The sequence below is a fragment of the Streptomyces sp. NPDC048417 genome (assembly GCF_040651615.1).
Lineage (GTDB): Bacteria > Actinomycetota > Actinomycetes > Streptomycetales > Streptomycetaceae > Streptomyces.
In genome coordinates this window covers 1-24,514 of the sequence record NZ_JBEZKI010000043.1, presented here as the reverse complement: position 1 = coordinate 24,514, position 24,514 = coordinate 1, and the positions used below count along the sequence as shown (strand labels likewise).

The window sequence follows — 24,514 nt, the reverse complement described above, 5'->3', positions numbered from 1 at the left end:
GTTTTCCTCTCGTCCAGGAGGCGTTCCCTGGAGGGGAAGCGGTGAGGGGGTCGACGCGGCTCGTGCGGCTGACCCGTGGTGCGTAGACGCTAAGGATCCGGAACCAGCAGTGTCAACGTTTTTGTCAACAATCTCAGCAACAATCCGGACACCGACCGTGCTACCCCGCGGACGGAGTAAACCCGCAGGTGGCAAAGGGGGGCGGGCAACGCACAGCAGCGCGTCGCCCACCCCCCTGATGGCCGGAAACGGGTCAGTCGACCGGCGGTGTCCCATGGGTGTGGAAGGACTCGATCGTCTTGAGACCCCAGGCCTGCCCCTTGGCCCGTTCGGCCTCGGTCCAGGTGATCAGCGGCCAGTCGGGCGCCAGCACCAGCCTGGTGAGCGGGTTGCACAGCTCGATGCGGTTGCCGCCCGGCTCGTAGACGTACAGGAAGAACGTCTGCTGGATGGCGTGCTTGTGCGGGCCGGTCTCGATGAACACGCCGGTGTCGATGGCGAGATCGGCCGCGCGCAGCACGTCCTCGCGGGTGTCGGTGGCGAAGGCGATGTGGTGCAGCCGCCCGGTCGAGCCCGTCCAGTCCGAGGTGTACACGACGTCGTACGACTTGTCGGTGAAGGTCAGCCAGCGGGCCGCGATCTTCCCGGTGTCGAGGCGGATCTGCTCGGTCGGCCGGGCACCCAGCACCTGTTCCTGGAACTCGGCGTTGGCGAGCACGTCGGCGGCCAGGAAGTTGATGTGGTCCAGGCGGCGCACGCCGACGCCCCGGTTGGGCTTGGCCTGCGGCTGGTTCTTCAGCGCGGGCCTGAGCCCGTCGGGGGCCCGGTAGTGCTCGCTCTCCCAGTAGAGGGCGTGCTCGTGGCCGTCCGGGTCGGTGGTGACGTACAGCTTGCCGAGGCCGGGTTCGTCCTCGACCCAGTGGCCGGTGCCACCCGCCTCCTCGACCGCCCTGACACGGCGGTTGAGGGCCTCCTCGCTGGAGGTGCGCAAGGCGATCCGGCCGAGGCCGGGCCGGTCGCGGGCGGTGAGGACCAGGCTGTGGTGCTCGTAGTCGTCGAAGGTGCGCAGATAGACCGTGTCGCCGTCCCGGCCGTTGACGGTCAGGCCGAGGTAGTCGGTGAAGAAGGCGACGCTGGCGTCCAGGTCCGGGGTGAACAGCTGGGCGTGGCCGATATGGGCGATGTCACCGAGGGGCGGAGCCATCGTTGCCTCCTTGGGGCTGTGCGGGGATGGTGGCGGCGCGGGGGAAGACCGTGCCGTCGAAGATCTTGCGGGCGGTGCGGACGACCGCGGTGCGGCGGGCGGCCGGCGGGGAGCCGTCGGATCCGGGGTCGACGCTGGTGTCGATCTCCAGGAATCCGGTGGGGTGTTCGATGCGGATCCGGTCACCGTGTGCCGGGAGCCGGGCGATCCCCTCCCCCACGCTGCCGGGCAGCCTGAGGCCGGCGGCCACGCTCGCGGCGCCGAGGACGCCGATCGAGGTGTGGCAGCGGACCGGGATGAAGGTCCGGGTGGTGACCGCGCCGCCGTCGCGGGGCGGGGCGAGCAGGCTGAGCTTGGGCACGGTGGCGGTCTCGACGTCACCGAGGCCCATCAGCTTCCCCGCGGCCAGCCGGATCTCGTGCAGCCGGTCGGCGAGGGCCAGGTCCTCCTCCAGGTCCTTGGGCGTCTCGTACCCGGTGACCTTGAGGTCGCGCGCGGCGACGAGCACGGTCGGCATGCCGTTGTCGACACAGGTGACCGTCGTACCGGCGACGGTGTCGCGGACGTTCCCGGTGGGCAGCAGCGGGCTCTGGCCGGCCGGGAACTCGATCACCACCGGGGCGGCCGTGCCGGGCACGCCGGAGATCTCGGCGTCCCCGGTGTAGTCGACGCGCCCGCCCGGGGTGGGGAAGGTGGCGATGGCCGACTCCCCCGTGTTGAGCATGCGGATCCGTACCGAGGTCTCGCCGTCACCGGGGGCCACGAGCCCCCGTTCCACGGCGAACGGGCCGACTCCGGCGAGGATGTTGCCGCAATTCTGACGGTCCGTCACTTCCGGCCGGTCGACGGCGACTTGAAGGAAGAGGTAGTCGACGTCCGCCTCGGGGCCGGCGGACGGCGCGATCACGGCGACCTTGCTGGTGAGGGGGTGCGCCCCGCCCAGCCCGTCGATCTGGCGCGGGTCGGGGCTGCCCATGACCCGCAGCAGCAGGTCGTCACGGGCGGCGGGGTCGGCGGGCAGGTCCTCGGCCAGGAAGTAGGCGCCCTTGGAGGTGCCGCCGCGCATCAGCATGCAGCGCACCTCCGCGGGCCCGGTCACGGGGCGGACTCCTCGTACTCCTGGTACGTCCTGTACTCGACGCCGAGCCGTTTCAGGGTGTCCCGCAGTCCGTAGCGGTCCAGGCCGAGCTGGCCCTCGACGAACGCGGCGCGGGTCGCGGCCTCCTTGGCCTCGCGCGCCTCGGACTTCTCGGCCGTCTCGCGGACGCGCTCCCGGGGTACGACCACGACACCGTCGTCGTCCGCGAGGATCACGTCACCCGGGTTGATCACCTGGCCGTCGATGGCGATCGGCACGTTGACCGAGCCGCCGGTGGCCTTGACGGTGCCCTGTGAGGAGACCGCCCGGGACCAGGCGGCGAAGCCCATCTCCCGCAGCTCCTGGGTGTCACGGACCCCCGTGTTGAGGACGACCCCGCGCACCCCGCGCTGCCGCAGCGCGGTCGCGAACAGCTCGCCGAACAGACCGTCCGTGCACGGCGAGGTGGTGGTGACCACCAGGATGTCGCCCTCGCCGCACTGCTCGACGGCCGCGTGGATCATGAGGTTGTCGCCGGGCCAGCTGAGCACGGTGACGGCCGTACCCGCGACCCGCACACCCTGCTGGACGGGCCGGATCCCCGGACCCAGCAGGCCGGTCCGGCCCATCGCCTCGCTGACGGTGGCCACCCCGAAGCCGGCCAGCGCATCGACGTCCTCGATGCTCGCCTTCGGCGGATTGGTGACGATCACGCCGCTCACGCCAGTTCCTTCGCGATCTGCGGGAACGGCCGCATGAACGCCTCGGCCATGGTGTTGTGCGCCAGGCCCAGGTTGGGACCGGCGTTCCGCTTGAGCTGGACGCCCCGGCGGACGGCGAGGTCGGTGTAGTAGGCCCACAGGTGCTGCTGGGCACCCAGGCACTCCATCGCCTTGCGCTTGGTGTCCCAGACCTCGGTGATGTCGAGGAGGACCTCAGGCCTGAAGCCGCTCATCTCGGGCTGGTGCGGCTCGAAGTAGAAGACCGGCGGGGCGCCGATGATGTCGCCCTCGCCCGGGTAGCCGATGGCCTGGGCGAGGATCCGCGCCTCCAGGGCCATCCGGTTGGCGGCCGGGTGGTCGCCGTTGTAGGGATCCTCGACGGGGTGGGTGAGCACGACGTCGGGCTGGGTCTCGCGGTAGACGGCGACCAGTTGGTCGGTCAGCTCGGCGGAGGCGACCAGCGGGTAGTCGCCGGCGTCGAAGAAGCGGACCTCGGCGCCGAGAGCGGCGGCTGCCTTCTCCGCCTCCTCCCGGCGTATCGCCTTGATCTCTTCGAGGTTCTTGCCCTCGCGCCACGCCTTGGCGGACTCACCGCGCTCGCCGAAGGTCAGACACGCGATGGTGACCTTCTCGCCCCGGGACACGGCCAGGGCGATGGCTCCGCCCGCCCGCCACACGAAGTCCCCGGCGTGCGCGGTGACGACCAGGGTGGATCGTGGTGGGGTGGCGGGCGCGTTGGCGTGCGTCATTGCAGAAATCTCCTTGGTGGACAGGTGTGCGCCCACCCAGCCCCGGGCGTGCTCAGTCGCTCAGTGCGTCGATCACGCTCGTGAGGTGGGCGCGGACGGCCGCCTCGGCCGCCTGCGGATCCCTGGCCCTGATCGCCTCGATCATCGCCAGATGCTCGTTCAGGGATTGCTGCGGACGCCCCGGACGCAGCGCCAACTGGAAGCGGTGCCGCACCAGTTGGGCGTTGAGCCGCTCCAGCAGCTGCACGGCGGTCTGCTGGCCGGAGATCTCCCGGATCTTGTCGTGCAGTCCGTGGTTGAGCTCGGAGTAGGTGACCGGTTCGCCGTCCGCGACGGCCTTGGTCATGGCCGCCCCGAGGTCCGCGAGTTCGGTGAGGTGCTCGTCGCTGGCCGCGACGGCCGCCTTCGCCGCGCACAGCCCTTCCAGGACCATGCGGCACTCCGTGATCGCGACCGCCTCCTCCACGGTCACCACCCGCACCCGCGAGCCGCGGTTACGGATCCGCTCGACCAGTCCCTGGGCCTCCAGATCGATCAGTGCCGCACGGATGCTGGCCCGCGTCACACCGAACTCCTCGGCGAGTTCGTTCTCCACCAGCCGCTGGGCCGGGGCCATCTCGCCGTGCAGGATCGCCTGCCGCAACAGCGCGAGCGCATGCTGCTTGGCCTGCTCTCCGGTGCTCGGACGGGCTTCTTTCGGCATCGTTTGCCCTCCCTGAGTGAGTGCCTGTCGAACGTAAATCTAGCCAAACAAGATTGTCAACAATTTTGTCTGCCGTATTGCCGGGCCGACCCCGCCCGACCCCGCGCCCGTGCGTTCAGCCCGCGCGGTACAGCTCGCCGAGCAGTTCGACGCCGCCCGCACCACAAGACCAGAGACCCGCCCCGTGCGGCGAGAACAGAACTCACCACGTCGCCCAAGCCCTCCGGACCTCCGGGGCCGACCCAACACTCGGGAGTTGTGGACACCAGCTCCCGTCGATCGGGCTGGGAGAGGATGGTGTGCCTCGCGGGATTTCTGCCCGGCGGAGTGCCTGGAGGTGGGCCTCGGAGTCCCGGGGTTCGGTTTCGCGCCTCACCGTCCACACCAGATGCATCAGGTGGCCAGGCCGGCGCTGATCAGCCAGATGCGTTCGCAGGTCGAAGCTGCCTTTTGCAACTCCTCGCGGGACTCCTGCGAGGCGTGGTAGAAAGTTCGCTCGATCATCCAGCACAGGGCGCGTGCCATCGCCGGCGCCTGCTCTGGTCCGGTGCCGGCCTCGGCACCGGCTCGTTCCAGGACGGCTGCGATGGCCGTGATGAACAAGTCAGCCGTGTGGCTCCACAGCTCGCCGATCTCCGGCACGGTCAACGACAGGTCGATCGCCGTGCGCATGACCAGACCGTGCTCGTTCCACAGCTCGACCGTGCGCCGCATGGCTGCTGCGATGGCCGGGCGTGGCTCGTCGGTCTGCGCGGTGGCCCGGGACCGCTCCCACAGGTGCTCGACGGTCCGGGCCACGAGCGCCGTGACCACTTCCTGCTTGGAACCGAAGTAGAAGTACAGGGCGCCGCGTGTGATGCCGGCGCCCTGCGCGATGTCGCCAACGGTCATGGCGTCATAGCCCTGTTGCGCCAGCAGAGCTTCGCAGGTGTCGAGGATGGCCCGCTCCCGGACGTCACCCTTGCGTTCGGTGGTGCGTCGGCTCCGCGCGGGTTGATGGGCGGGCATCAGAGCTGAGCGCCGTCGGTGAAGTCGGTGGTACGGGAGAGCGTCTCCCACGCGCGGATGTCCTCGTCCACGGCCGTGCGCGCGGCGGTGACGAGTCGTAGCGCGTCCGAGCCCAGGACGAGGTGGGCCGGCGGCTGGTCGACCGACGCGATGTGCACGACGGCGTCCCCGGCCTTGGCCGGATTGCCCAGCTGGTTCCCGCTGGCCTTCTGCCGCGCTTCACGGATGGGGGTGAACAGCTCGTCGTAGTCGTCGATGGACCGCGCGGCGCGTGTCATGGACCGTCCGGCCCAGTCGGTGCGGAAGGACCCGGGCTCGATCGCCGTCACGTGGATCCCGAACTGCGCGACCTCCTTGCCCAGTGCCTCGAAGATGCCTTCCAGGGCGAACTTGCTGCCGCAGTAGGCGGACATGCCGGGCAGGGCCATCAGCCCGCCCATGGAGGTGACGGCCATCAGGTGTCCGCGGCGGCGCCGGCGCATGTGGGACAGGGCCGCCCGCCTCGGTGACGGCGGCCCCGGCCCGCAGGTCCACCCCGCGCCGCAGATGGGCCCGGGTCAGCACCCGCCCCACCTCCTCACCGACCGCGTGCGCGAGCGGGACCGGCGCCGGTTCCAGAAGGGTGACCTGCGCACCGAGCCTCCACGCGACGGCGGCGGCCTCGGCGCCGAGGAACCCGGCGCCGACCACCACCAGCCGCTGCCCCGGCCCGATCCGTTCCCGCAGGGTCAGCGCGTCGTCGAGGGTGCGCAGCACATGCGCGCCCTCCCCGGGCAGCCGGCGCGGCCGTACACCGGTGGCCACGATCAGCCCGTCGTACGGCAGCAGGGACCCGTCGGCCAGACGTACCGTACGGTCCGCCACGTCCAGCCCGGTCGCTGTCGCCCTGAGCCGCAACTCCAGCTCCAGGGAGTCCAGTTCGGCCGACGCCCGCAGCACCACCCGGTCCGGCGCCCATTCGGCCGAAAGCACCTGCTTGGACAGCGGCGGCCGGTCGTACGGCGGATGGAGTTCGTCGCCGACGAGGGTGAGCGTGCCGTCGTAGCCCTCGCGGCGGAGCGTCTCGACCGCCGCGAGGCCCGCGGCCGAGGCACCGACGACCACGATCCGGTTCATCGCGCGACCAGTCGGATCGCGGCGGCGGGGCAGACCGCCACGGCCTCGCGGACGTCGTCGAGTATCTCCTCGGCGGGTTTCTCGTCCAGCACGAAGGCGATACCGTCCTCGTCCCGCTGGTCGAAGACCTCGGGGGCGACGAGCACGCACTGCCCGGATGCGACGCACTTCGGTTCGTCCAGCTCGACATGCATGGCGTTCTCCTTGCTCTTCTTGCTTCTTGTGGGGGGTTGGTGGGTCACCAGGCGACCGGGAGTTCGTGGACGCCGTACACGCCGCCGCTGTGTTTGAAGGGCAGGTCAGCGAGGTCGGCGGCGAGCCTGAGGGTGGGGACGCGCCGGTAGAGCGTGCCGTAGACCACCTGGAGCTCCATCCGGGCCAGCGGCTGGCCCAGGCACTGGTGGACGCCGAAGCCGAAGGCGACATGGCGGCGGGCGTCGCGGCTCAGGTCGAGGCGGTCCGGGTCGGGGAAGGCCTCAGGATCGCGGTTGGCGATGTCACTGGCCATGATCACGCCTTCGCCGGCCCTGATCACCTGTCCGGCGACCTCGATGTCCGCCAGGACCGCACGGCGCCGGCCGCTGTGCACGATGCTCAGATAGCGCAGCAGCTCCTCGACCGCGCCGGCGATCTGCCTGGGGTCGTCACTGGCGCGCAACAGGGCGAGCTGCTCGGGGTGTTCGAGCAGGGCGAGGGTGCCGAGCGTGATCATGTTGGCGGTGGTCTCGTGCCCCGCGAGCAGCAGCAGGACGCCCATCTGCGCGGCGTCCAGCCGGGTCAGCTCACCGGCTTCGACCCGGGCCACCAGGCCGGAGAACAGGTCCTCGGCGGGGTTCTCCATCTTCTCGCCCATCAGCCGGTCGAGATACCCGACCAGCCTGCCGTGCGCCGCCATCCGGTCCTCGACGGAGGTGTCACGGCTGATGAGGAGCTTGCTGTTCTCCTGGAAGAAGTCGTGGTCCTCGTAGGGCACTCCGAGCAGGGCGCAGATGACCAGCGAGGGCACCGGGAGCGCGAAGACCTCGACCAGGTCGACAGGGTTGGGACCGGCCAGCATGTCGTCGATCAGGTCGTCGACGATCTTCTGCACGGCGGGCCGCATGGCCTCGACGCGCTTGACCGCGAACGGCGCGGTGACCATACGGCGCAGCCGGGCGTGCTCGGGGTCGTCCATCATGATGAAGCTGATGTTGTTCTTGCCGTTGCTGGGTGCCTGGAGCGGGTATCCGGGACGGTCGGGTTCGGCACTGACCCGCGGGTCGAGCAGCACGGCACGCTGGTCGGCGTACCGGGTGACCAGCCAGTAGTCCTTGCCGTCCCAGAGCCGGACCTTGGCGAGGGGGCCCGCCTCCTGGGCGGCCTTGAGCGCCGGGGGCGGGTCGAAGGGGCAGCGCATGGAGCGGGGCATCGGGAAGTCGGGGGTCCCCGCGGCGGCGCCGGGTGCGGTGTCGGTCAGGGTGTCGGCCATCTCTGTCTCCTCGGGGTGGGGGGCCTCCGCTCGGTGCGGAGCGCCGGGACGATGGGTACGAGGCCTCGATCAGCACGTGCAAACCGGGCGGGCTGTCGGCTCGGTCAATTCGCTTGCTTGACTCAAGTAAGCCACATGTGCTTGCCTAACTCAAGTAACTGGGGTGCCACTGAGCGGAGGCCGCCCCGAGGGTCTGCCCCGGCGGACAGGCCCTGGCGCCGGCCCCGTGGGGACGGGGACCGGCGCAGCCCTCGGGCCGGTACCCGGCCCGAGGGCACCTCCCCGGTCCGCAGCACCGCCGGGCGAGAGCGACATTCGCCCGTGTCAGCACCTCCAGAAAGCGAGAGTCACCCCATGGCCACGATGAAGTCCGTACAGACCGGCGGCGTCGGCAGGATCGAGGTCGTGGACCTCGCACGTCCCGTGCCCGGCCCCAAGGAGGTGCTGCTGAAGATCCGCGCGGGTGGCATCTGCGGCACCGACGTCACCTTCCTGCACATGGGCGGCATGCCCTCCCGTGCCCATCTGGGCGGCGACCTGGTCCCGATCGCCCTGGGCCATGAGCCGGCCGGCGAGATCGTCGAGGCCGGCGCCGAGGTCACCGGGCTGAAGGTGGGCGACCGGGTGGTCGTGAACCCGCAGGACGCGCCGACCGGGATCATCGGCTGCGGCGGCCGGTACGGCGCGCTGAGCGAGTATCTGCTGATCGAGAACGCCGAGGCCGGCCGGAGCGTCGCGGCGTTCCCGGACAGCGTGCCCTTCGAGGTCGCCGCCCTCAACGAGCCGATGGCCGTCTCCCGGCACGCGGTCAACCGCTCCGCCGCCGGACCCGACGACAAGGTGGTCGTGTTCGGCGCCGGTCCGATCGGGCTGGGCGCGGCGATCTGGCTGAAGCTGCGCGGGGTCGGGCACGTCGTCGTCGCGGACGTGATCCCGGCCCGGCTGGAGAAGGCTCTGGCCGTGGGCGCGGACGCGGTCGTCAACTCGGCCGAGGAGGATGTCGCCGCGCGGCTGACGGAGCTGCACGGGCAGAGCGCCAACGCGCTGGGCCAGCCCCGCCCGGGCACCGATGTCTTCATCGACGCGGCCGGCGCCCCCGCCGTCTTCAACACCGTGGTGGCCAACGCCAAGTGGCACGCCAGGCTGGTCATGGTCGCCGTGCAGAAGAAGGGCGAGATCGATCTCGGCGGCATGCTGCGCAGCGAGCTGACCCTCGTCGCCTCGCAGGGCTACCCGACCGAGATCTTCGAGGTCACCCCCGAACTGGTCGAGCACCACGAGCGGTTCGCGAAGCTGATCAGCCACCGCGTCTCGTTCACCGAGGTCCGGCACGCCTTCGAGCTGGCGCTCACGCCGGGCGCCGCGGAGAAGGTCGTCGTCACCTTCGATGCGTAGCGGTGACCGGCGCCAGCCACAGCCCGAGGAGCGCGTCGGTGAGCCCGGTGGCCGCGTCGCTCCAGGTGGCGCGGGGGGTGTCGGTGCCCTCGGCGAGGGCGCGCTCGCGCTCGGCGCAGGTGTGCAGGATCAGCGTCCGGGCCATCTGGCCGCGTTCGGCGCGGACTTCGGGGGGCAGTTCCGGCAGCCGCCGGTTGAGCCCGGCGACGGCCTCGCGGAGCGAGGGCGAGGCGAGGGACTCCTCGACCACGATGTCGTAGAGGGCCGGGTCGGTCGCCACCTGGGCGCAGAAGCGGGCGTACCAGGTGGGGCTGCCCAGGCTCGCGAGGTGTTCGGTGACCGGCCGGACCAGGCAGTCCACCCGGTCGCGGACGTCGTCGGAGTCGCCGACCGCCGCCAGCAGGCGGACCCGGATCTGCTCGATTGGGTCGAAGTGCCGGGCGGCGATCGCGCGGACCAGATCGGCCTTGGTGCCGAAGTGGTAGCCGACGGCGGCGTTGTTGCCCTGGCCGGCGGCCTCGCTGACCTGGCGGTTGGACACGGCGTACACGCCCTGATCCGCGAAGAGCCGTTCCGCCGTGGTCAGGATGGCCTCCCGCGTCGCGCCGGCCTGCTCCGCCCGCGCCGTCCTGCCCGCCATGCCCACCACCGCTCCGGGACCGCGCATCGCCCGGTACGGCCGGTCCCGCGAGCCGTACCGGGGCCTCGCCCGGGGCGGCGAGGTCCAGCCGGGAAAGCGTACGCGGCGGCGGCGCGCGGTGCCTTCCGCCCCTGCCAGTAAAGTAAGTCAAGCGACTGACTTAACGCATGTCGTGTCGCTCCGTGTCGCCCTGCACAGCTCCCTGTTCTGCCTACGGAGGCCCTCTCCCATGTCCGAAGCCCCCATCCAGCCCGCCGGGTCCCCGAGACCGGCACACCCCAGTCCGAACGCGGTGGTGGCGGTGCTGGCCCTGGCCGGTATCACCGTCTCGCTGATGCAGACCCTGGTGATCCCGATCGTCCCGGAGCTGCCGAAGTACCTCGACGCCTCCGCGTCCAACGCGGCCTGGGCGGTGACGGCGACCCTGCTGGCCGCCGCCGTGGCCACCCCGGTGGCCGGCCGTATCGGTGACATGTTCGGCAAGCGGCTGATGCTGCTGATCAGCCTGGTGCTGCTGGTCTCGGGCTCGGTGGTGTGCGCGCTGAGCGACGAGCTGGTCCCGATGATCGTCGGCCGTGCCCTCCAGGGTCTGGCGGCCGCCGTGGTCCCGCTGGGCATCAGCATCATGCGCGACGAGCTGCCGCCGGAGCGTCTCGCGGGCTCGACGGCGCTGATGAGCGCCTCGCTGGGCGTCGGCGGCGCGCTGGGGCTGCCGGCCGCCGCCTTCATCGCGGACCACTTCGACTGGCATGTGCTGTTCTGGACCTCGGCCGCCCTCGGTGTCGTCGCCTTCGCACTGGTCGTGTTCCTGGTGCCGGAGTCCAAGGTGCGTTCGGGCGGCCGCTTCGACGCGGTCGGCGCCGTGGGCCTGGCGGTCGGTCTGGTCTCGCTGCTGCTCGGCGTCTCCAAGGGCGCGGACTGGGGCTGGGCGAGCGGCACCACGCTCGGCCTGTTCGCGCTCGCGGTCGTGGTCCTCGTCGCCTGGGGCTTCTTCGAGCTGCGCACCGCCCGGCCGCTGGTCGACCTGCGCACCACGGTCCGGCGCCAGGTGCTGTTCACCAACCTCGCCTCGATCGCGTTCGGCTTCTCGATGTTCGCGATGTCCCTGGTGCTGCCGCAACTGCTCCAGCTGCCGACCCAGACCGGCTACGGCCTCGGCAGGTCGATGATGACCGTCGGTCTGGTGATGGCCCCGCAGGGTCTGGTCATGATGGCCTTCGCCCCGGTCTCGGCCGCCATCACCAAGGCCCGGGGGCCGAAGATCACGCTGATGACCGGCGCGGTGATCGTCGCCGCCGGCTATGGCCTGAACATCGTCCTGATGTCCGAGGTCTGGCACCTGATCCTGGTCTCCTGTGTCATCGGCGCCGGTGTCGGCTTCGCCTACGGCGCGATGCCCGCGCTGATCATGGGCGCCGTGCCGGCGTCGGAGACGGCCGCCGCCAACAGCCTCAACACGCTGATGCGGTCGATCGGTACGTCGGTGGCCAGCGCCGTCGCCGGGGTGATCCTGGCCCAGATGACCATCAGCCTCGGCGGCGCCACGCTGCCCTCCGAGAACGCGTTCAAGGTCGTCATGGCGATCGGTGCGGGCGCGGCCGTGCTGGCCTTCGTCCTCGCCTCCTTCCTGCCCGGCCGCCGCCCGGCGGACGCGGAGCCCGCACCGGCCCCGGTCGAGCCCGCGGCGGAGTCGGTGCACTGAGCGACCCGTGGGGAGCGGGCCGTGCCTTCGGTGGGCGGCCCGCTCCACGGCCACCGGCCGGCGTACCGCGCCGCACCGTCGACACGCCGGCGCCGGCCCTGCTGTTCCCCTCGGTCCTGTTCGGCAGCGGGACACATCACCGGGTTCCCGGCCACGCTCGCGACCGGGGCCCGGCTCGCCGCCCCCGAACAGCTGCGCGTGCTCACCGCGCGCGAGCGCGAGGTCATGGCGCCGGCGGCACCGGGCCGCTCCGACGAGGAGATCGCCGGGAAGCTGTTCGTCTCCCCGCTGACCGTACGCACCCACGTCCACCGGGCGACGGCCAGGCCGGACGCCCACGGCCGGGCCCAACTCGTGCTGACGGCCTCCCAGTCGGGGCTGGTGCGGCCCCGCCGTAGGTGAGCGGCTGCTGAAGGCCGTTCGGGGGAACCGGCGCCGCCGGACGCGTGCCACGGCCGCAGGCGGTTCACATCTTCTGCAGTGACCACCGCCCTGCCGCTGATCCCGCCCATGCTCGCCACGCCCGGCAGGCTGCCGCCCGCGGCACAGGACGCCCGGTGGGCGTACGAGACCAAGCAGGACGGCCAGCGCGCGGTCGTCTATCTGCCCGGTGACGGCGGTCTGCTGCTGCGCGCGCGGTCCGGCGAGGAGATCACCGCCGCGTATCCCGAGCTGCGCCCGCTGGGCGGGATGCTGGGCCGGGTCCCGGCGGTGCTGGACGGCGAGGTGCTGGCCCTCGACGAGCGCGGACGCGCCGACTTCCAGCTGCTGCAGAGCCGGATGGGGCTGGCCCACGCCCCGGCGCGGGCGGCGCGAATGGCGGCCCGGGTCCCGGTCCACCTGGTGCTGTTCGACGTGCTGCACCTGGAGGGCGGCCCGCTGCTGAGGGTGCCCTACGCGCAGCGGCGGACCCGGCTGGAGTCGCTGGGCCTCGACGGCCCCTACTGGTCGACGCCCGGGGCCGTCGTGGGACACGGCGCCGAGGCGCTGCGGGCCACCCGGGAGCACGGCCTCGAGGGCCTGGTCTGCAAGCGGCTGGACTCCGTGTACGAGCCGGGGGTGCGCTCCCGCGCCTGGATCAAGATCCGGAACATGCGCGCCGAGGACGTGATCGTCGGCGGCTGGCTGCCGGGCAAGGGACGGCTGACCGGGCTGCCGGGCGCGGTGCTGGTCGGCCAGCGGTCCGCCGACGGGCGGCTGCGGTACGTGGGCGGGGTGGGCACCGGCTGGAGCGAGGCGGAACGGACCGAACTGGCCGCGCTGCTCGGGGCCGCCGCGACCGGCACCTGCCCCTTCGACCCGGTCCCGCCGGTCCCGGGCGCCCGCTGGGTGCTGCCCCGGCTGGTCGGCGAGGTCAACTACAGCACCCGGACCCGGGCCGGGCTGCTGCGCCAGCCGTCCTGGCTGCGGCTGCGCCCGGACCTCACGCCGGAGGAGTCGGCGGCGGACCTGCCGGCCGGCACCGACTGACCGTCGCCGGCTCCGATCCGGCGCACACCGACCGACTGTTGGGCGGGGCTTCACCGGCGGGACGCCCAGGCCGTCTTGGCAAAGTCTTGACCGAAGGGGAAGCTGAACGTCCGTTCCCCCCACAGCAGTTGGAGGTCCCCGTGTCCTCACGGACGTTCCGCATCGGTCGCCGCAGATGGCTGACCGGACTCGCCGGTGCCGCCGCCCTGGTCGTCGCCTTTCCCGCCGCCGCCTTCGCCGCCCCGCCGCAGGCGCTGCCCGCCAACGCCGAGACGGCCGAGCAGACCTACCAGCCGGCCTTCGACTACGACACCGACGGCTGCTATTCGACGCCGGCGATCGGCCCCGACGGCACGGTCAACGGCGGCCTCAACCCGACCGGCGCGCTCAACGGCTCGTGCCGGGACGCCTCCGACCTCGACAACACCAACAGCTACTCGCGCTACAAGTGCAACAACGGCTGGTGCGCCTACCTGTACGGCCTGTACTTCGAGAAGGACCAGGCGATCGCGGGCAGCAGCATCGGCGGGCACCGGCACGACTGGGAGCACGTCGTGGTGTGGGTGCAGAGCGGTCAGATCAAGTACGTGTCGACGTCCAACCACGGCTCGTTCACCGTGCACGCCGCGTCCGAGGTCCGCTTCGACGGCACCCACGCGAAGATCGTCTACCACAAGGACGGCGTCAGCACGCACTGCTTCCGGCTGGCCAACTCCAACGACGAGCCGCCGGAGAACCACAAGGGCACCTGGCAGTACCCACCGCTGGTCGGCTGGAACGGCTACCCGGCCGGCCTGCGCGACAAGCTGAGCGCCTACGACTTCGGCAGCGCCAACTTCGGTCTCAAGGACGCCAGTTTCGCCTCCCACCTCACCTCGGCCAAGCCGTCGGGAATCACCTTCGACCCGGCCGCCTGACCCCGGCGCCCGGCCGAGCGCCGTGACCTGCGGCGTACCCGTCGCCCGCTGCGCACCGCGCCCGGCCCGGCCGCGGCGGCCGTGCGCGGCGGCCGACAGGATGTCGGAATCCATGGTCGGCACGAAGGTCTATCGTGTCCCCATGTCCGTGCCAGAGTTGATCCGTATCGTCTCCCGCGACTCTCCGATGGCGCTCGCTCAGGTGGCCCGGGTCCGGGCCGAGTTGGCAGCCCTGTATCCACAGGTGCGCACCGAGGTCGTACCGGTCAAGACGACCGGCGACAAGTGGCTGGGGGACCTCTCCCAGGTGGAGGGCAAGGGCGCGTTCACCAAGGAGGTGGACGCCGCGCTGCTGGCCGGCGAGGCGGATCTCGCCGTGCACTGTGTGAAGGACGTACCGGCCGACCGGCCGTTGCCCGCAGGCACGGTGTTCGCGGCGTTCCTGAAGCGGGACGACATCCGTGACGCCCTCGTCCACCCCGGTGGGCTGACCCTGGACCAGCTGCCGCCGGGCACCCGGATCGGCACCTCCTCGGTCCGCCGGGTCGCCCAACTCGCCGCCACCCACCCGCATCTGGAGTGCGTGCCGTTCCGGGGCAACGCCAACCGGCGCCTGGAGAAGCTCGCCGCCGGGGACGCCGACGCGCTGCTGCTCGCGGCGGCGGGCCTGGAACGGATCGACCGCACGGACGTGATCACCGAGGTGCTGGACCCGGAGACGATGATGCCGCCGATCGGTGCCGGCATCCTCGCGCTGCAGTGCCGGGAGGGCGACACCGAGCTGATCGACGTGGTGAGCGGGCTCGGTGACCCGGACACCTACCGGGAGGCGACCGCCGAGCGGATGTTCCTGCACGTGCTCCAGGGGCACTGCAACAGCCCCATCGCCGGGTACGCGCGGGTCGACGGCGGCGGTGAACTGTCGCTGCGCGCCTGTGTGTTCACGCCGGACGGCAAGACCCGGCTGAACGCCCACGAGTGGGCGGGCCGCCTCGACCCGGCCACGCTGGGCACCTCGGTCGCCGTGGCGCTGCTGCGGCAGGGCGCCCGCGAGATCATCGACGGCATCCCGCACTGAGCGCTCCGCAGGAAGTGCCACGACAGGCCGTCTGCCGACTGCGGCACCGTCGTGGCTGGTCGCGCCCACGCGGCGGAGCCGCATATCGGCACAGCCCCGCGCCCCTTCGGGGCGGCGCTGCCGAACCGCAGCCTGCTCAGGGAGTGGTGGGGCCCGGTTCCGTCTGGTCCTTGAGGAAGGTAGTCACCTGGTGGGCCAGGCTGCCCGGTCCGGCGCCCTGGCAGGCCGTGGCGGTGGTCGACTCCAGGACGCCGATGCCGCCCGCCCACAGCCGCCGGTCGGTCCAGTCCTCGTCGACACGCAGCTGGATCTGGATGTCCACCTGGGTGAGGGCGGCCTCCGGGCCGGCGGCGTAGAGAACGGCGGTGGCGCGGCGCAGCGGGTAGACGTCGAAGCCCTCGATGAACTGGGAGCTGCGCCAGTCGATGACCGCGCCCTCCCCGTCGGGGCCCACCCGCACATCGATCTGGCCGTCCTCCAGTTGGACGCTGAAGTGACGGGACCCGCGGTTCTCGACGGTCACCCGGACACTGAAGTACGTCAGCCCGGCCGCGGCGTCGTCCCGGCCGCGCGGCGGCTCGGCCTCCTCCAGGCGGTGGACGCGGACCCGCAGACCGGCATGCTCGTCGTACTCGTGCCAGTCCCCGACCACGTTCGGCTCGTACACAGTGCCCCTCTCGACCCCCGCTGTTTATCTGTGCCCTCAGCGCACTGTCAAATGAGCGGAATGCGCTGTGGCCAGGGGGTTCGCCCGCTTTGATCGCTGATCAAAGCCTTGCGCAGCGGTTATCCCGCCCCGGGACTCCGGAGCGGGACACAGGCGCGTGCCGCACATCACGTCGGTGACTCACCCGCGGCAAGATCAGCGGGCCAGGCGGCCGAGCAGCGAGGAGGCGGCGGCGATACCGAGCGCGGCGGCGACCGCCAGCACGGCGAAGTCGAGACCGAGATGCGAGGGCGTGCCGAGCAGCAGCCCGCGCAGGGCGTCGACCTGGTAGCTCAACGGGTTGATCTTGCTGACCACCTGGAGCCAGCCCGGCATGATCGCCACCGGGTAGAGGGCGTTGGAGCCGAAGAACAGCGGCATGGTGATCGCCTGTCCGATACCCATCAGCCGGTCGCGGCTGAGGACGATGCCCGCGATGCTCATGGACAGGCAGGAGAAGAAGGCGGAGGCGAGGACGACGGCCAGCCCGACCCCGAGCAGCTTCAGCGGGTTCCAGGTGAGCGAGACCCCGAGGATCGCGGCGATGACGATCACCACGACGGCCTGGATCAGGGACTTCACCCCGGCCGCGAAGGCCTTGCCGGTGATGAGGGCCGAGCGTGGAGTGGGGGTGACGAGGAGCTTGTTGAGGATGCCGGCGTCGCGTTCCCAGATGATCTGGATGCCGTAGAAGATCGCGATGAACATCGCGGACTGGGCGATGATGCCGGGCGCGAGGTAGTCGATGTAGGGGATGCCGCCGGTGGGTATCGCCTTGATCCTGGTGAAGGTCTGGCCGAAGATCAGCAGCCACAGGGCCGGCTGTATCGCCCGGGTGTAGAGCTCGGTGCGGTCGTGGCGGAGCTTCTGCAGCTCGACGGCGCACATGGCGACGACCCGGGCCGGCAGCAGCCGCCACCCGGAGCGCGGCTGGGGCGGCGTCAGCAGCAGGGATGCCGCCGTGCGCTCAGCCGACGCGGTTCGCGGTGCGGCGGGTGCTTCGGACATCGCGGAAACCTCCTGACTGGTCGTCGAGGCCGCTGCCGGCCACGTCGCGGAAGACGTCTTCGAGGGTGGGCAGGGAGTCGGTGCCCCGGCGTTCGGCCAGGCCGCGCCTGAGCTCGTCGGGGGTGCCGAGGGCCCGGATGCGGCCGCGGTGCATCAGGCCGACCCGGCCGCAGTGCTGGTCGGCCTCGTCCATATAGTGGGTGGTGACCAGCACGGTCATGCCGGTGGCCTCGCGTACTGCGTTGATCTGGTCCCACACTCCGGTGCGGGCGATCGGGTCGAGGCCGATGGTCGGCTCGTCCAGGATCAGCAGCCGGGGCGCGCTGACCAGCGCCTGGGCCAGTTCAAGGCGGCGGACCATCCCACCGGAGTAGGTGCCGGCGAGCCGGTCGGCGGCGTCGGCGAGGTCGACGGCCTCCAGCGCCTGCGCGACCCGCTCGGCACGCTCGCGCCGGGAGACGTCGAAGACCCGGGCGAACAGGGCGACGTTCTCGCGTCCGGTGAGCCCGCTGTCGGCGGACAGCTGCTGCGGGACGTAGCCGAGCAGTCTGCGGACGGCCATCCGCTCCCGGCCGGTGTCGTGGCCGAAGACGCGGACCATCCCGGCGGGGACGGGAAGGAGGGTGGTGATGCAGCGGATGGCGGTGGTCTTCCCGGCGCCGTTGGGGCCGAGCAGCCCGAAGACCTCGCCCTCGCCGACGGTCAGGTCGAGCCCGTCCACGGCCCTGGTCTCCCCGAAGGTGTAGGAAAGCCCCGTGCAGGCGACTGCGGTGGTGTCCGGCGTCATGATTCCTCGGCCTCCTCGTGCAGGGTGACGGCCAGCCTGCGCAGCGCCGGAAGCGCCGCTTTCAGCGCCGCCTGGTCCGCCTCGTCGAGCCGGGACACATGGCTCACGACGAGGTCCGCGCGGCGCCGCTGCCAGTCGGCGAGCCGCTTCTCGGCGGCCTCGGTCAGCAGCAGCCGGGCTGCCCGGCGATCGGCGGGGTCGGTCTCGCGGAGCAGGTAGCCGTCCCTGACCAGCTGGTTGACCAGGGTCGACACCGAGTTGCCCGCCAGGTACAGCTCCTTGGCCGCGTCCGAGATGCCGATCCCGGGCCGCGACTCGACCAGCCGCAGCAGCTCCACCTCGGCACCGCGCAGCCGGGGCAGCGCGAGCCCGCGGCGCAGCCGGCGACGGATCAGCCGCTGGATCCCGACGAGCGCGTCGGCCAGCTCTTCCGGAAAGGTCTCCGATCTCACACCCGGAAGGTTACCTCTGCTACAGAGGTAATCCCACCCATGGAACAGTCAAGAGAAGGGGGGTGAATTGTTTGGTTATGCCCCATTCGGGGCATCCGCTCTTCAGTGCTTCGGACCGGAGGCACGGGCGTGGGAGCCGCCTTCTGCCGGTGCCCCCCGTGTTCTCCCCGGGGTCCGAGTGCGTTCCTCCCACGGTGTCCGTCCACACAGCACCCGCTGAGGGAGGTGCGCCTCATGCGTGCCACCACCGCCACCCTTGCCGCCACCAAGCCCCATCCACACGACGACGCACCCGACACGGCAGCTGACTTCGTGCGGCTGGCCGGGCTGCCCGAGGGCCCCGAGCGCCGGGCCCTGCGGGACGAGCTGGTCGAACTCTGGCTGCCCATGGCCGAGCGGATCGCCGTGCGGTTCCGCGGCCGCGGGGAGGCCCTGGAAGACCTCTGCCAGGTCGCCGCGCTGGGGCTGGTGAAGGCCGTCGACCACTACGACCCGGCGCGCGGCAGGGCCTTCGAGGCGTACGCCGTGCCGACGATCACCGGCGAGATCAAGCGCCACTTCCGCGACCACATGTGGACCCTGCACGTGCCACGCCGGGTCCAGGAGCTGCGCAACCGGGTCCGGGTCGCCCTCAAGGAGCTGGACCAGACCTCTCCCGGCGGCGCGCCGACCATGGCCGAGATCGCCGAGCGGGCCCAGCTCACCGAGAGCGAGGTGCGCACCGGGATGGAGGCCCTGGACTGCTTCTCCGCGCTGTCGCTGGACGCCGAGGTGACCGGAGCCGACGGCTACGCGCTGGGCGATACCCTGGGCGGCCCCGACCCCGGCTACGACCTGGTCGTCGACCGCACCGCGGCCGAGCCCTGCCTCCAGGGCCTCCCCGAGCGCGACCGGCTCATCCTCTACCTGCGGTTCTTCCGCGGCATGACGCAGAGCCGGATCGCCGAGCAGCTGGGCGTCTCGCAGATGCACGTGTCCCGCCTGCTCAGCGCCTGCTTCGAGCGGCTGCGCGAGGAGCTGCTGGCCGAGGCGGGCTGAGTGTCACCCGGACGGTGCACCGGGGATCTGCGTCGGCCCGTACCGGTCGAGGGTGTCCTCCAGTTCGGCACGGATCTCGGCGGGCATGTCCCCGGTGCGCCCCCAGACGAGGATCAGCTCCGCGACGTTGCGGAGCTTGATGTTGGTGTGCTGGGAGACCTCCTTGAGCACCTCCCACCCCTCGTCGGGGGTGACCCGGCCGAGCGCGACCACCATCCCGATCGCCTGGTCCACCACGGCATGGGAGGCGATGGCCTCCTTGAGCTGTTCGATCTCCTCCTGGAGGTGGAGGACCGAATCCGCCTCGCTCTCGCTCACTCCCCCATCGTCGTCACTCGTCTGGCGGAGTGCCACCGGGGTACTCGGCAGGCACCCCGGCCGTTTCCGGTTGGAGACTGGTGTCAGGCCGGTTCCCCCGCCGGCCCCGACCCCAGGACGCGAGTGCCATGAACAACGACACGCCTGCCCCCGGCCCCGTGAAGAAGCAGCGAGAGGTCATCTCCACACACTCGGTCTTCGGCGCCCCGTGCTGGGTGAGCCTGACCAGCCGCGACGTACAGGCGACGGAGGGCTTCTACAGCGCCGTGCTGGGGTGGCGATGGCGCAGTGTCCGGCTCGGCGACCACTTCCGGATCGCCCTGGCGGACGGGGTGCCGGTCGCGGGCATCGCCGCGGTCGCCGCGATGTGGCAGATGGCGGTGGCCTGGACGCCTTACTTCGCCGTCCAGAACGCGGACGAGGCGGTCGCCCGGGCCCGCGAGCGCGGCGGCACCCCGGCGGTGGGGCCGCTGTCCTTCCCGCCCGGCCGCGCCGCGCTGCTCGCCGACCGGGACGGGGCGATCTTCGGCATCTGGGAGGGCGACCTGGTCTCCAACTGGGAGACCTGGCGGCAGGCCGCACCCACCTTCATCCGCCTGCACACCCGAAACGCCTTCGACTCGGCGATCTTCTACGGCGAGGTCCTCGGCTGGGCCTCCGACAAACCGGGCTGCTGCGAGGTGGAGTACGAGGGCGGCGAGGTGGTGCTGCGCAGCCGGGGCGATGTCGTGGCCCGGATCGACTCCGGGGCGGTGGAGGCGGCCCCCGATCCCTCGGTACGGCCGCACTGGCAGATCCACTTCGCGGTCAACGACGTCGGCGAGTGCGCACGGGCGGCCGAGAAGCACGGCGGCAGTGTCCTCCAGGAGAAGGACACCGAGGCCATCCTGCGCGACCCGGACGGGGCACAGTTCACCGTGACCGCACGCCCCCTGCTCCCCTGATTCCTCCGGCCCCTCTGGCCCCTCCGGTTCCTCCGGTTTCTCAGTCCTTGCCGCGGGAAGGCCGGGACAGCAGGACCAGGCTGCGGGCTTCGGCGCGCAGCCTGGTGCCCGCCTTGCGTTCGCGTTCGTCGGGGATGCCGTCGGGCTCGGCGGTGTCGATGAGGGCCGTCCAGCGCTCGCCGAAGGACTCGTCGGGCAGCCGGAAGTCGACCGGTTCCCAGAAGCTGTTGAGGAGCAGCAGGAACGAGTCGTCGACCAGGCGCCGGCCGTAGGGGTCGCGTTCGGCGATGGCGTCGCCGTTGAGGAAGACACCGACCGAGTGCGCGTCGGGGCGCTGCCAGTCCCGGTCGGTCATCTCGCGGGCGTCGGGCAGCAGCCAGACCAGGTCGGGCAGCGGCTGTCCGGGGTGCATGGCGGTCTCGCCGCGGAAGAAGCGGCGCCGGCGCAGCACGGGGTGGGCGGCGCGCAGTCCGATGACGTACCGGGTGAAGTCGCTGAGCGTCCGCTGTTCCTCGGTGAGTTCCCAGTCGGTCCAGGAGACCTCGTTGTCCTGGCAGTAGGCGTTGTTGTTGCCGCGCTGGGTGCGGCCGAGTTCGTCGCCGTGGCTGAGCATCGGGATGCCCTGGGACAGCAGCAGGGTGGCAAGGAAGTTGCGCTGCTGGCGGGCCCGGAGTTCGAGGACGGCCGGGTCCAAGGTGTCGCCCTCGGCGCCGCAGTTCCAGGACCGGTTGTGGCTCTCGCCGTCCCGGTTGCCCTCGCCGTTGGCCTGGTTGTGCTTGTCGTTGTACGACACCAGGTCGCGCAGGGTGAAACCGTCGTGCGCGGTGACGAAGTTGACGCTCGCGCGCGGCCGCCGTCCCCGTTGCTGGTACAGGTCGGAGGAGCCGGTGAGCCGGGAGGCGAACTCGCCGAGCGAACCCGGCTCGGCCCGCCAGAAGTCCCGTACGGCGTCCCGGTACTTGCCGTTCCACTCCGACCACAGCGGCGGGAAGTTGCCGACCTGGTATCCGCCCTCCCCCACGTCCCAGGGCTCGGCGATCAGCTTCACCCGGCTGATCACCGGGTCCTGCTGGATCAGGTCGAAGAACGCCGAAAGGCGGTCCACCTCGTGGAACTGCCGCGCCAGGGTGGCCGCGAGGTCGAAGCGGAAGCCGTCGACGTGCATCTCGGTCACCCAGTACCGCAGCGAGTCCATGATCAGCTGGAGGACGTAGGGGTGACGCATCAGCAGGCTGTTACCGGTGCCGGTGGTGTCGTAGTAGTGCGCCCAGTCGCCGTCGACCAGCCGGTAGTAGGAGGCGTTGTCGATGCCCCGGAAGGACAGCGTGGGGCCCATCTCGTTGCCCTCGGCGGTGTGGTTGTAGACCACGTCGAGGATCACTTCGAGGCCGGCCGCGTGCAGCGCCCTGACCATCGCCTTGAACTCGTTGACCTGCTGGCCGCGGCTGCCGAAGGCGGCGTAGGCGTGGTGCGGTGCGAAGAAGCCGATGGTGTTGTAGCCCCAGTAGTTGGACAGCCCCCGGTCCTGCAACACCCCGTCCTGCACGAACTGGTGGACCGGCATCAGCTCGACCGCCGTGACGCCGAGCGAGGTCAGGTGCTCGATGACCGCGGGGTGCGCGAGACCGGCGTAACTGCCCTTGAGCCGTTCGGGTACCTCCGGATGGGTGCGGGTGAGGCCACGGACGTGGGCCTCGTAGATCACCGAGTCGGAGTAGGCCCGCCGGGGCGGACGGTCGTCGCCCCAGTCGAAGTGGGGGTCGGTGACCACACCGAGCATGGAGTGCCCGGCGCTGTCCGCCGGGGACGGTCCGCCGGGCGTGCGCTCGTACAACGAGGCGTGGTTGTCGATCTGGCCGTCGACCGCCCGGGCGTACGGGTCCAGGAGCAGCTTCGCCGGATTGCACCGGTGGCCGACCTCCGGATCCCAGGGGCCGGTCACCCGGTAGCCGTAGCGCTGCCCCGGCCCGACGCCGGGCAGATAGGCGTGCCAGACGAAGCCGTCGACCTCGGTCATCGGCACCGGCCGCCGGGTGCCGGCGTCGTTCACCAGGACCAGCTCGACCCGCTCGGCGACCTCGCTGAACAGGGCGAAGTTGGTGCCCTGTCCGTCGAAGGAGGCACCCAAAGGGTAGGGGTGCCCGCTCCACACGGGCACCCCTTTCCGGGACTTCCGAGCCGTCACCGGGCGCCCTCCAGAACGCCCTCGGCCGATGCGGCCAACTGGGCGACGGGGACGGCGCGGGGCACCCGGAGCGTCCGGCGCAGGCTGGGCGCCGGCGCGGTCTTGACCAGCGGGACGCGCTCACCGGACCGGGCACGCTGCGAGAACCAGATGATCTTGCTGCCGGTCTCCGGGGCACAGCACCCCCAGCCGTCGCTGGTGGCGGCGAGGTGCGCCAGGCAGGACCGCAGGTCCTGGTCGGGACGCAGGTCGCGGTCGTCGTCACCGATGGCGGTGATGAGGTGCTGCCCGTTCCACCACATCTCGATGGACGTGTGCTTGTCCGTCGCGTGCTGGTCGATGGCGGTCAGCAGCAGTTCGACACCGCGGCAGACGGGGTCCACGAGGTTGTCGAGGTCCCAGTAGCGGAGATGGGCGGCCAGGATGCGGCTGACCTGTCCCACCCGTTCCGGGCTGACCTCCACGTCGAGGTGGTAGTAGCAGGGCACTGCGGTCTTCATTGTCGCTGGCTCCTCACCCGGCGCGGCTCCCGCTCCCCTCACCCGTCCGGAAATCCGTTCCGGACGCGCAGCGTGAGCACTCATCGCTTCTGAGTCACTTCCCACAGTGCGGGCGCTACGCCATTCGTGCAACCTGAGAGACGCATGAGGTCGTTGAAGATCCAACAAGACGCTCCGTCGTCGTCCGTGCACCATGAGTGAAAGCCTCGATTCGCCGTAACGGCTCCGTGCCCTTCCGTGCCCGGACGCTCCCCGATCGTCGGGGACACGTGCCCATTCGAGAGCGTCGGAAGGAAAGACACGGCCATGCTGCTACCCGCGAAGGCCGAGGTGGCCCGGCAGCTGCGGCGCTACCGGGCTTGGGAGCGCGTCATGCTCGCCTCGCCGCAGGACCGCGAGGTGCGGTCCACCTTCGAGGACTCGGGCTACACGCTGTGTGTGCTGATGGGCAAGCGCTGCGCCCGGGAGGCGGTGGACGCGGCCGAGCGCTATCTGCGCACCAGCCTCGTCACCTATCTGCGGGAACAGGGCGGGCGGGCCCAGCTGAGCGGGAAGGTCCGACGGGGTCCGCCCTCGGACCGGAGCTCCGCGCGGCAGTGATCCGCAGGGGGACCCCGCGGGAGGACGCCTCGTCCTCCCGCGCACTACGGACTTGCGGAGCCGGACCCGGGGCCCGGCTCCGCGCACGGCGGAGGTGAGACCCATGAAGGCGACAGAGGCCATCGGCCGTGTTCCGGTACGTGACGTGCAACCGGCCGTGGACGGCGGCGGGCGTCCGGCGAAGGCGGTCCCCGGCGAGACCTTCCAGGTCACCGCGACCGTCTTCCGCGAGGGTCATGACGCCGTCGGCGCCAATGTGGTGCTGTGCGACCCCGAGGGCCGGCCCGGTCCCTGGACGCCGATGCGGGAGCTGGTCCCCGGTACCGACCGCTGGGGCGCCGAGGTCACCCCGGACGCGACCGGCCGCTGGACGTATCACGTGGAGGCCTGGAGCGCCCCGCTCGCCACCTGGCGGCGGCACGCGCGGGTCAAGATCCCGGCGGGCATCGACACCGGTCTGGTCCTGGAGGAGGGCGCCGAGCTGTACGCGCGCGCGGCCGCCCGGATGCCCGCGGGACCGGAGCGCGAGCGGGTGGCGGCGGCGGCCCGCGCCCTGGGCGACGAAACCCTGCCCCTGCACACCCGGCTGGCGAACGCGCTGGCTACCGAGGTGGACGAGATCCTCCGCCGGTATCCGCTCAGGGAGTTGGTCACCTGCTCCGAGCCGTTGCCGCTGCTCGTCGAGCGGGAGCGGGCTCTGTACGGCTCCTGGTACGAGTTCTTCCC

General features: G+C 71.4%; 25 protein-coding genes and 3 pseudogenes. 10 read left to right on the top strand and 18 right to left on the bottom strand.

The window, feature by feature from the left end; genetic code table 11:
• Nucleotides 1–253: 253 nt before the first annotated feature.
• The 10 genes and pseudogenes from AB0D59_RS44905 to AB0D59_RS44860 form a co-directional block, all read right to left on the bottom strand.
• Nucleotides 254–1,204, bottom strand: a complete 951-nt coding sequence (locus AB0D59_RS44905; protein WP_362577370.1) for a catechol 2,3-dioxygenase — start codon at nucleotides 1,202–1,204, stop codon at nucleotides 254–256.
• Nucleotides 1,185–2,303, bottom strand: coding sequence for a 4-oxalomesaconate tautomerase (locus AB0D59_RS44900; RefSeq protein ID WP_362577369.1), 1,119 nt, complete (start codon nucleotides 2,301–2,303; stop codon nucleotides 1,185–1,187). The genes AB0D59_RS44905 and AB0D59_RS44900 overlap by 20 nt, the downstream gene beginning before the upstream one ends.
• A complete protein-coding gene (locus tag AB0D59_RS44895; protein ID WP_362577367.1) occupies nucleotides 2,300–3,004 on the bottom strand; it encodes a 4-carboxy-4-hydroxy-2-oxoadipate aldolase/oxaloacetate decarboxylase in 705 nt (234 codons plus the stop codon). Before AB0D59_RS44895 ends, AB0D59_RS44900 begins: the two co-directional genes overlap by 4 nt.
• Nucleotides 3,001–3,753 (bottom strand): PIG-L deacetylase family protein, encoded by a 753-nt coding sequence (locus AB0D59_RS44890; protein ID WP_362577365.1) that lies wholly within the window; start codon nucleotides 3,751–3,753, stop codon nucleotides 3,001–3,003. Before AB0D59_RS44890 ends, AB0D59_RS44895 begins: the two co-directional genes overlap by 4 nt.
• A gap of 52 nt (nucleotides 3,754–3,805) precedes the next feature.
• Entirely contained in the window at nucleotides 3,806–4,456 is a 651-nt protein-coding gene (locus tag AB0D59_RS44885; RefSeq protein ID WP_362577363.1) for a GntR family transcriptional regulator, read from the bottom strand.
• A 393-nt stretch (nucleotides 4,457–4,849) separates the two neighbouring features.
• Nucleotides 4,850–5,464 (bottom strand): TetR/AcrR family transcriptional regulator, encoded by a 615-nt coding sequence (locus AB0D59_RS44880; RefSeq protein ID WP_362577361.1) that lies wholly within the window; start codon nucleotides 5,462–5,464, stop codon nucleotides 4,850–4,852.
• Nucleotides 5,464–5,964 (bottom strand): annotated as a pseudogene (locus AB0D59_RS44875) (SDR family NAD(P)-dependent oxidoreductase); the annotation flags it as partial. The gene AB0D59_RS44880 and the pseudogene AB0D59_RS44875, both read right to left, overlap by 1 nt.
• A gap of 1 nt (nucleotide 5,965) precedes the next feature.
• Nucleotides 5,966–6,580: pseudogene (locus AB0D59_RS44870) on the bottom strand (NAD(P)/FAD-dependent oxidoreductase); the annotation flags it as partial.
• Nucleotides 6,577–6,774, bottom strand: a complete 198-nt coding sequence (locus AB0D59_RS44865; protein WP_362577359.1) for a ferredoxin — start codon at nucleotides 6,772–6,774, stop codon at nucleotides 6,577–6,579. The pseudogene AB0D59_RS44870 and the gene AB0D59_RS44865, both read right to left, overlap by 4 nt.
• Nucleotides 6,775–6,818: 44 nt before the next feature.
• A complete protein-coding gene (locus AB0D59_RS44860) occupies nucleotides 6,819–8,048 on the bottom strand; it encodes a cytochrome P450 (RefSeq protein ID WP_362577358.1) in 1,230 nt (409 codons plus the stop codon).
• Nucleotides 8,049–8,402: 354 nt separating this feature from the next.
• On the opposite strand from AB0D59_RS44860, the gene AB0D59_RS44855 reads away from it, so the two are divergent.
• Nucleotides 8,403–9,443, top strand: coding sequence for a zinc-binding dehydrogenase (locus AB0D59_RS44855; RefSeq protein WP_362577357.1), 1,041 nt, complete (start codon nucleotides 8,403–8,405; stop codon nucleotides 9,441–9,443).
• Here the strand turns inward: AB0D59_RS44855 and AB0D59_RS44850 are convergent.
• Entirely contained in the window at nucleotides 9,427–10,083 is a 657-nt protein-coding gene (locus tag AB0D59_RS44850; protein WP_362577355.1) for a TetR family transcriptional regulator, read from the bottom strand. The genes AB0D59_RS44855 and AB0D59_RS44850 overlap by 17 nt on opposite strands.
• 229 nt (nucleotides 10,084–10,312) lie before the next feature.
• On the opposite strand from AB0D59_RS44850, the gene AB0D59_RS44845 reads away from it, so the two are divergent.
• The 5 genes and pseudogenes from AB0D59_RS44845 to hemC all read left to right on the top strand — a co-directional run bounded on the left by AB0D59_RS44845 (nucleotide 10,313) and on the right by hemC (nucleotide 15,250).
• The gene (locus tag AB0D59_RS44845; protein WP_362577353.1) at nucleotides 10,313–11,785 is read left to right on the top strand and encodes an MFS transporter; all 1,473 of its coding nucleotides are present in this window, start codon (nucleotides 10,313–10,315) and stop codon (nucleotides 11,783–11,785) included.
• Between the two features lie 165 nt (nucleotides 11,786–11,950).
• Nucleotides 11,951–12,187: pseudogene (locus tag AB0D59_RS44840) on the top strand (helix-turn-helix transcriptional regulator); the annotation flags it as partial.
• A gap of 108 nt (nucleotides 12,188–12,295) precedes the next feature.
• Nucleotides 12,296–13,255 (top strand): ATP-dependent DNA ligase, encoded by a 960-nt coding sequence (locus tag AB0D59_RS44835; RefSeq protein WP_362577486.1) that lies wholly within the window; start codon nucleotides 12,296–12,298, stop codon nucleotides 13,253–13,255.
• Nucleotides 13,256–13,395: 140 nt separating this feature from the next.
• On the top strand, nucleotides 13,396–14,172 hold the full coding sequence (locus AB0D59_RS44830) for an NPP1 family protein (RefSeq protein ID WP_362577351.1): 777 nt from the start codon (nucleotides 13,396–13,398) through the stop codon (nucleotides 14,170–14,172).
• Between the two features lie 142 nt (nucleotides 14,173–14,314).
• Nucleotides 14,315–15,250, top strand: a complete 936-nt coding sequence (gene hemC, locus AB0D59_RS44825) for a hydroxymethylbilane synthase (RefSeq protein ID WP_362577349.1) — start codon at nucleotides 14,315–14,317, stop codon at nucleotides 15,248–15,250.
• A 136-nt stretch (nucleotides 15,251–15,386) separates the two neighbouring features.
• Here the strand turns inward: hemC and AB0D59_RS44820 are convergent, their stop codons facing one another.
• The 4 genes from AB0D59_RS44820 to AB0D59_RS44805 all read right to left on the bottom strand — a co-directional run bounded on the left by AB0D59_RS44820 (nucleotide 15,387) and on the right by AB0D59_RS44805 (nucleotide 18,203).
• On the bottom strand, nucleotides 15,387–15,917 hold the full coding sequence (locus tag AB0D59_RS44820; protein ID WP_362577347.1) for a hypothetical protein: 531 nt from the start codon (nucleotides 15,915–15,917) through the stop codon (nucleotides 15,387–15,389).
• 195 nt (nucleotides 15,918–16,112) lie between these two features.
• Nucleotides 16,113–16,964: an ABC transporter permease gene (locus tag AB0D59_RS44815; protein ID WP_362577345.1), complete on the bottom strand. Its 852-nt coding sequence runs from the start codon at nucleotides 16,962–16,964 to the stop codon at nucleotides 16,113–16,115.
• Nucleotides 16,924–17,751, bottom strand: a complete 828-nt coding sequence (locus tag AB0D59_RS44810) for an ATP-binding cassette domain-containing protein (protein ID WP_362577343.1) — start codon at nucleotides 17,749–17,751, stop codon at nucleotides 16,924–16,926. Before AB0D59_RS44810 ends, AB0D59_RS44815 begins: the two co-directional genes overlap by 41 nt.
• Nucleotides 17,748–18,203, bottom strand: coding sequence for a MarR family transcriptional regulator (locus tag AB0D59_RS44805; RefSeq protein WP_362577341.1), 456 nt, complete (start codon nucleotides 18,201–18,203; stop codon nucleotides 17,748–17,750). Before AB0D59_RS44805 ends, AB0D59_RS44810 begins: the two co-directional genes overlap by 4 nt.
• A gap of 234 nt (nucleotides 18,204–18,437) precedes the next feature.
• Here AB0D59_RS44805 and AB0D59_RS44800 point away from each other — a divergent pair, with 234 nt between their 5' ends.
• Nucleotides 18,438–19,241: a SigB/SigF/SigG family RNA polymerase sigma factor gene (locus AB0D59_RS44800; RefSeq protein WP_362577339.1), complete on the top strand. Its 804-nt coding sequence runs from the start codon at nucleotides 18,438–18,440 to the stop codon at nucleotides 19,239–19,241.
• A 3-nt stretch (nucleotides 19,242–19,244) separates the two neighbouring features.
• On the opposite strand, the gene AB0D59_RS44795 is transcribed toward AB0D59_RS44800, so the two are convergent.
• Entirely contained in the window at nucleotides 19,245–19,559 is a 315-nt protein-coding gene (locus tag AB0D59_RS44795) for an ANTAR domain-containing protein (RefSeq protein ID WP_362577337.1), read from the bottom strand.
• A gap of 128 nt (nucleotides 19,560–19,687) precedes the next feature.
• Between AB0D59_RS44795 and AB0D59_RS44790 the strand changes: the two genes are divergently transcribed.
• Entirely contained in the window at nucleotides 19,688–20,503 is an 816-nt protein-coding gene (locus tag AB0D59_RS44790; RefSeq protein ID WP_362577335.1) for a VOC family protein, read from the top strand.
• Between the two features lie 40 nt (nucleotides 20,504–20,543).
• On the opposite strand, the gene glgX is transcribed toward AB0D59_RS44790, so the two are convergent.
• Nucleotides 20,544–22,688 carry a glycogen debranching protein GlgX gene (glgX, locus tag AB0D59_RS44785; RefSeq protein ID WP_362577333.1) on the bottom strand — a complete coding sequence of 715 codons (2,145 nt, stop codon included), beginning with the start codon at nucleotides 22,686–22,688 and terminating at the stop codon, nucleotides 20,544–20,546.
• Nucleotides 22,685–23,188 (bottom strand): pep a2, encoded by a 504-nt coding sequence (locus tag AB0D59_RS44780; protein ID WP_362577331.1) that lies wholly within the window; start codon nucleotides 23,186–23,188, stop codon nucleotides 22,685–22,687. The genes glgX and AB0D59_RS44780 overlap by 4 nt, the downstream gene beginning before the upstream one ends.
• Before the next feature lie 306 nt (nucleotides 23,189–23,494).
• Here AB0D59_RS44780 and AB0D59_RS44775 point away from each other — a divergent pair, with 306 nt between their 5' ends.
• Together AB0D59_RS44775 and AB0D59_RS44770 are read left to right on the top strand one after the other, a co-directional pair.
• Nucleotides 23,495–23,788, top strand: coding sequence for a DUF5133 domain-containing protein (locus tag AB0D59_RS44775; protein ID WP_360494053.1), 294 nt, complete (start codon nucleotides 23,495–23,497; stop codon nucleotides 23,786–23,788).
• 103 nt (nucleotides 23,789–23,891) lie between these two features.
• A partial coding sequence (locus AB0D59_RS44770; protein WP_362577329.1) for a maltotransferase domain-containing protein occupies nucleotides 23,892–24,514 on the top strand: 623 nt, incomplete at its 3' end.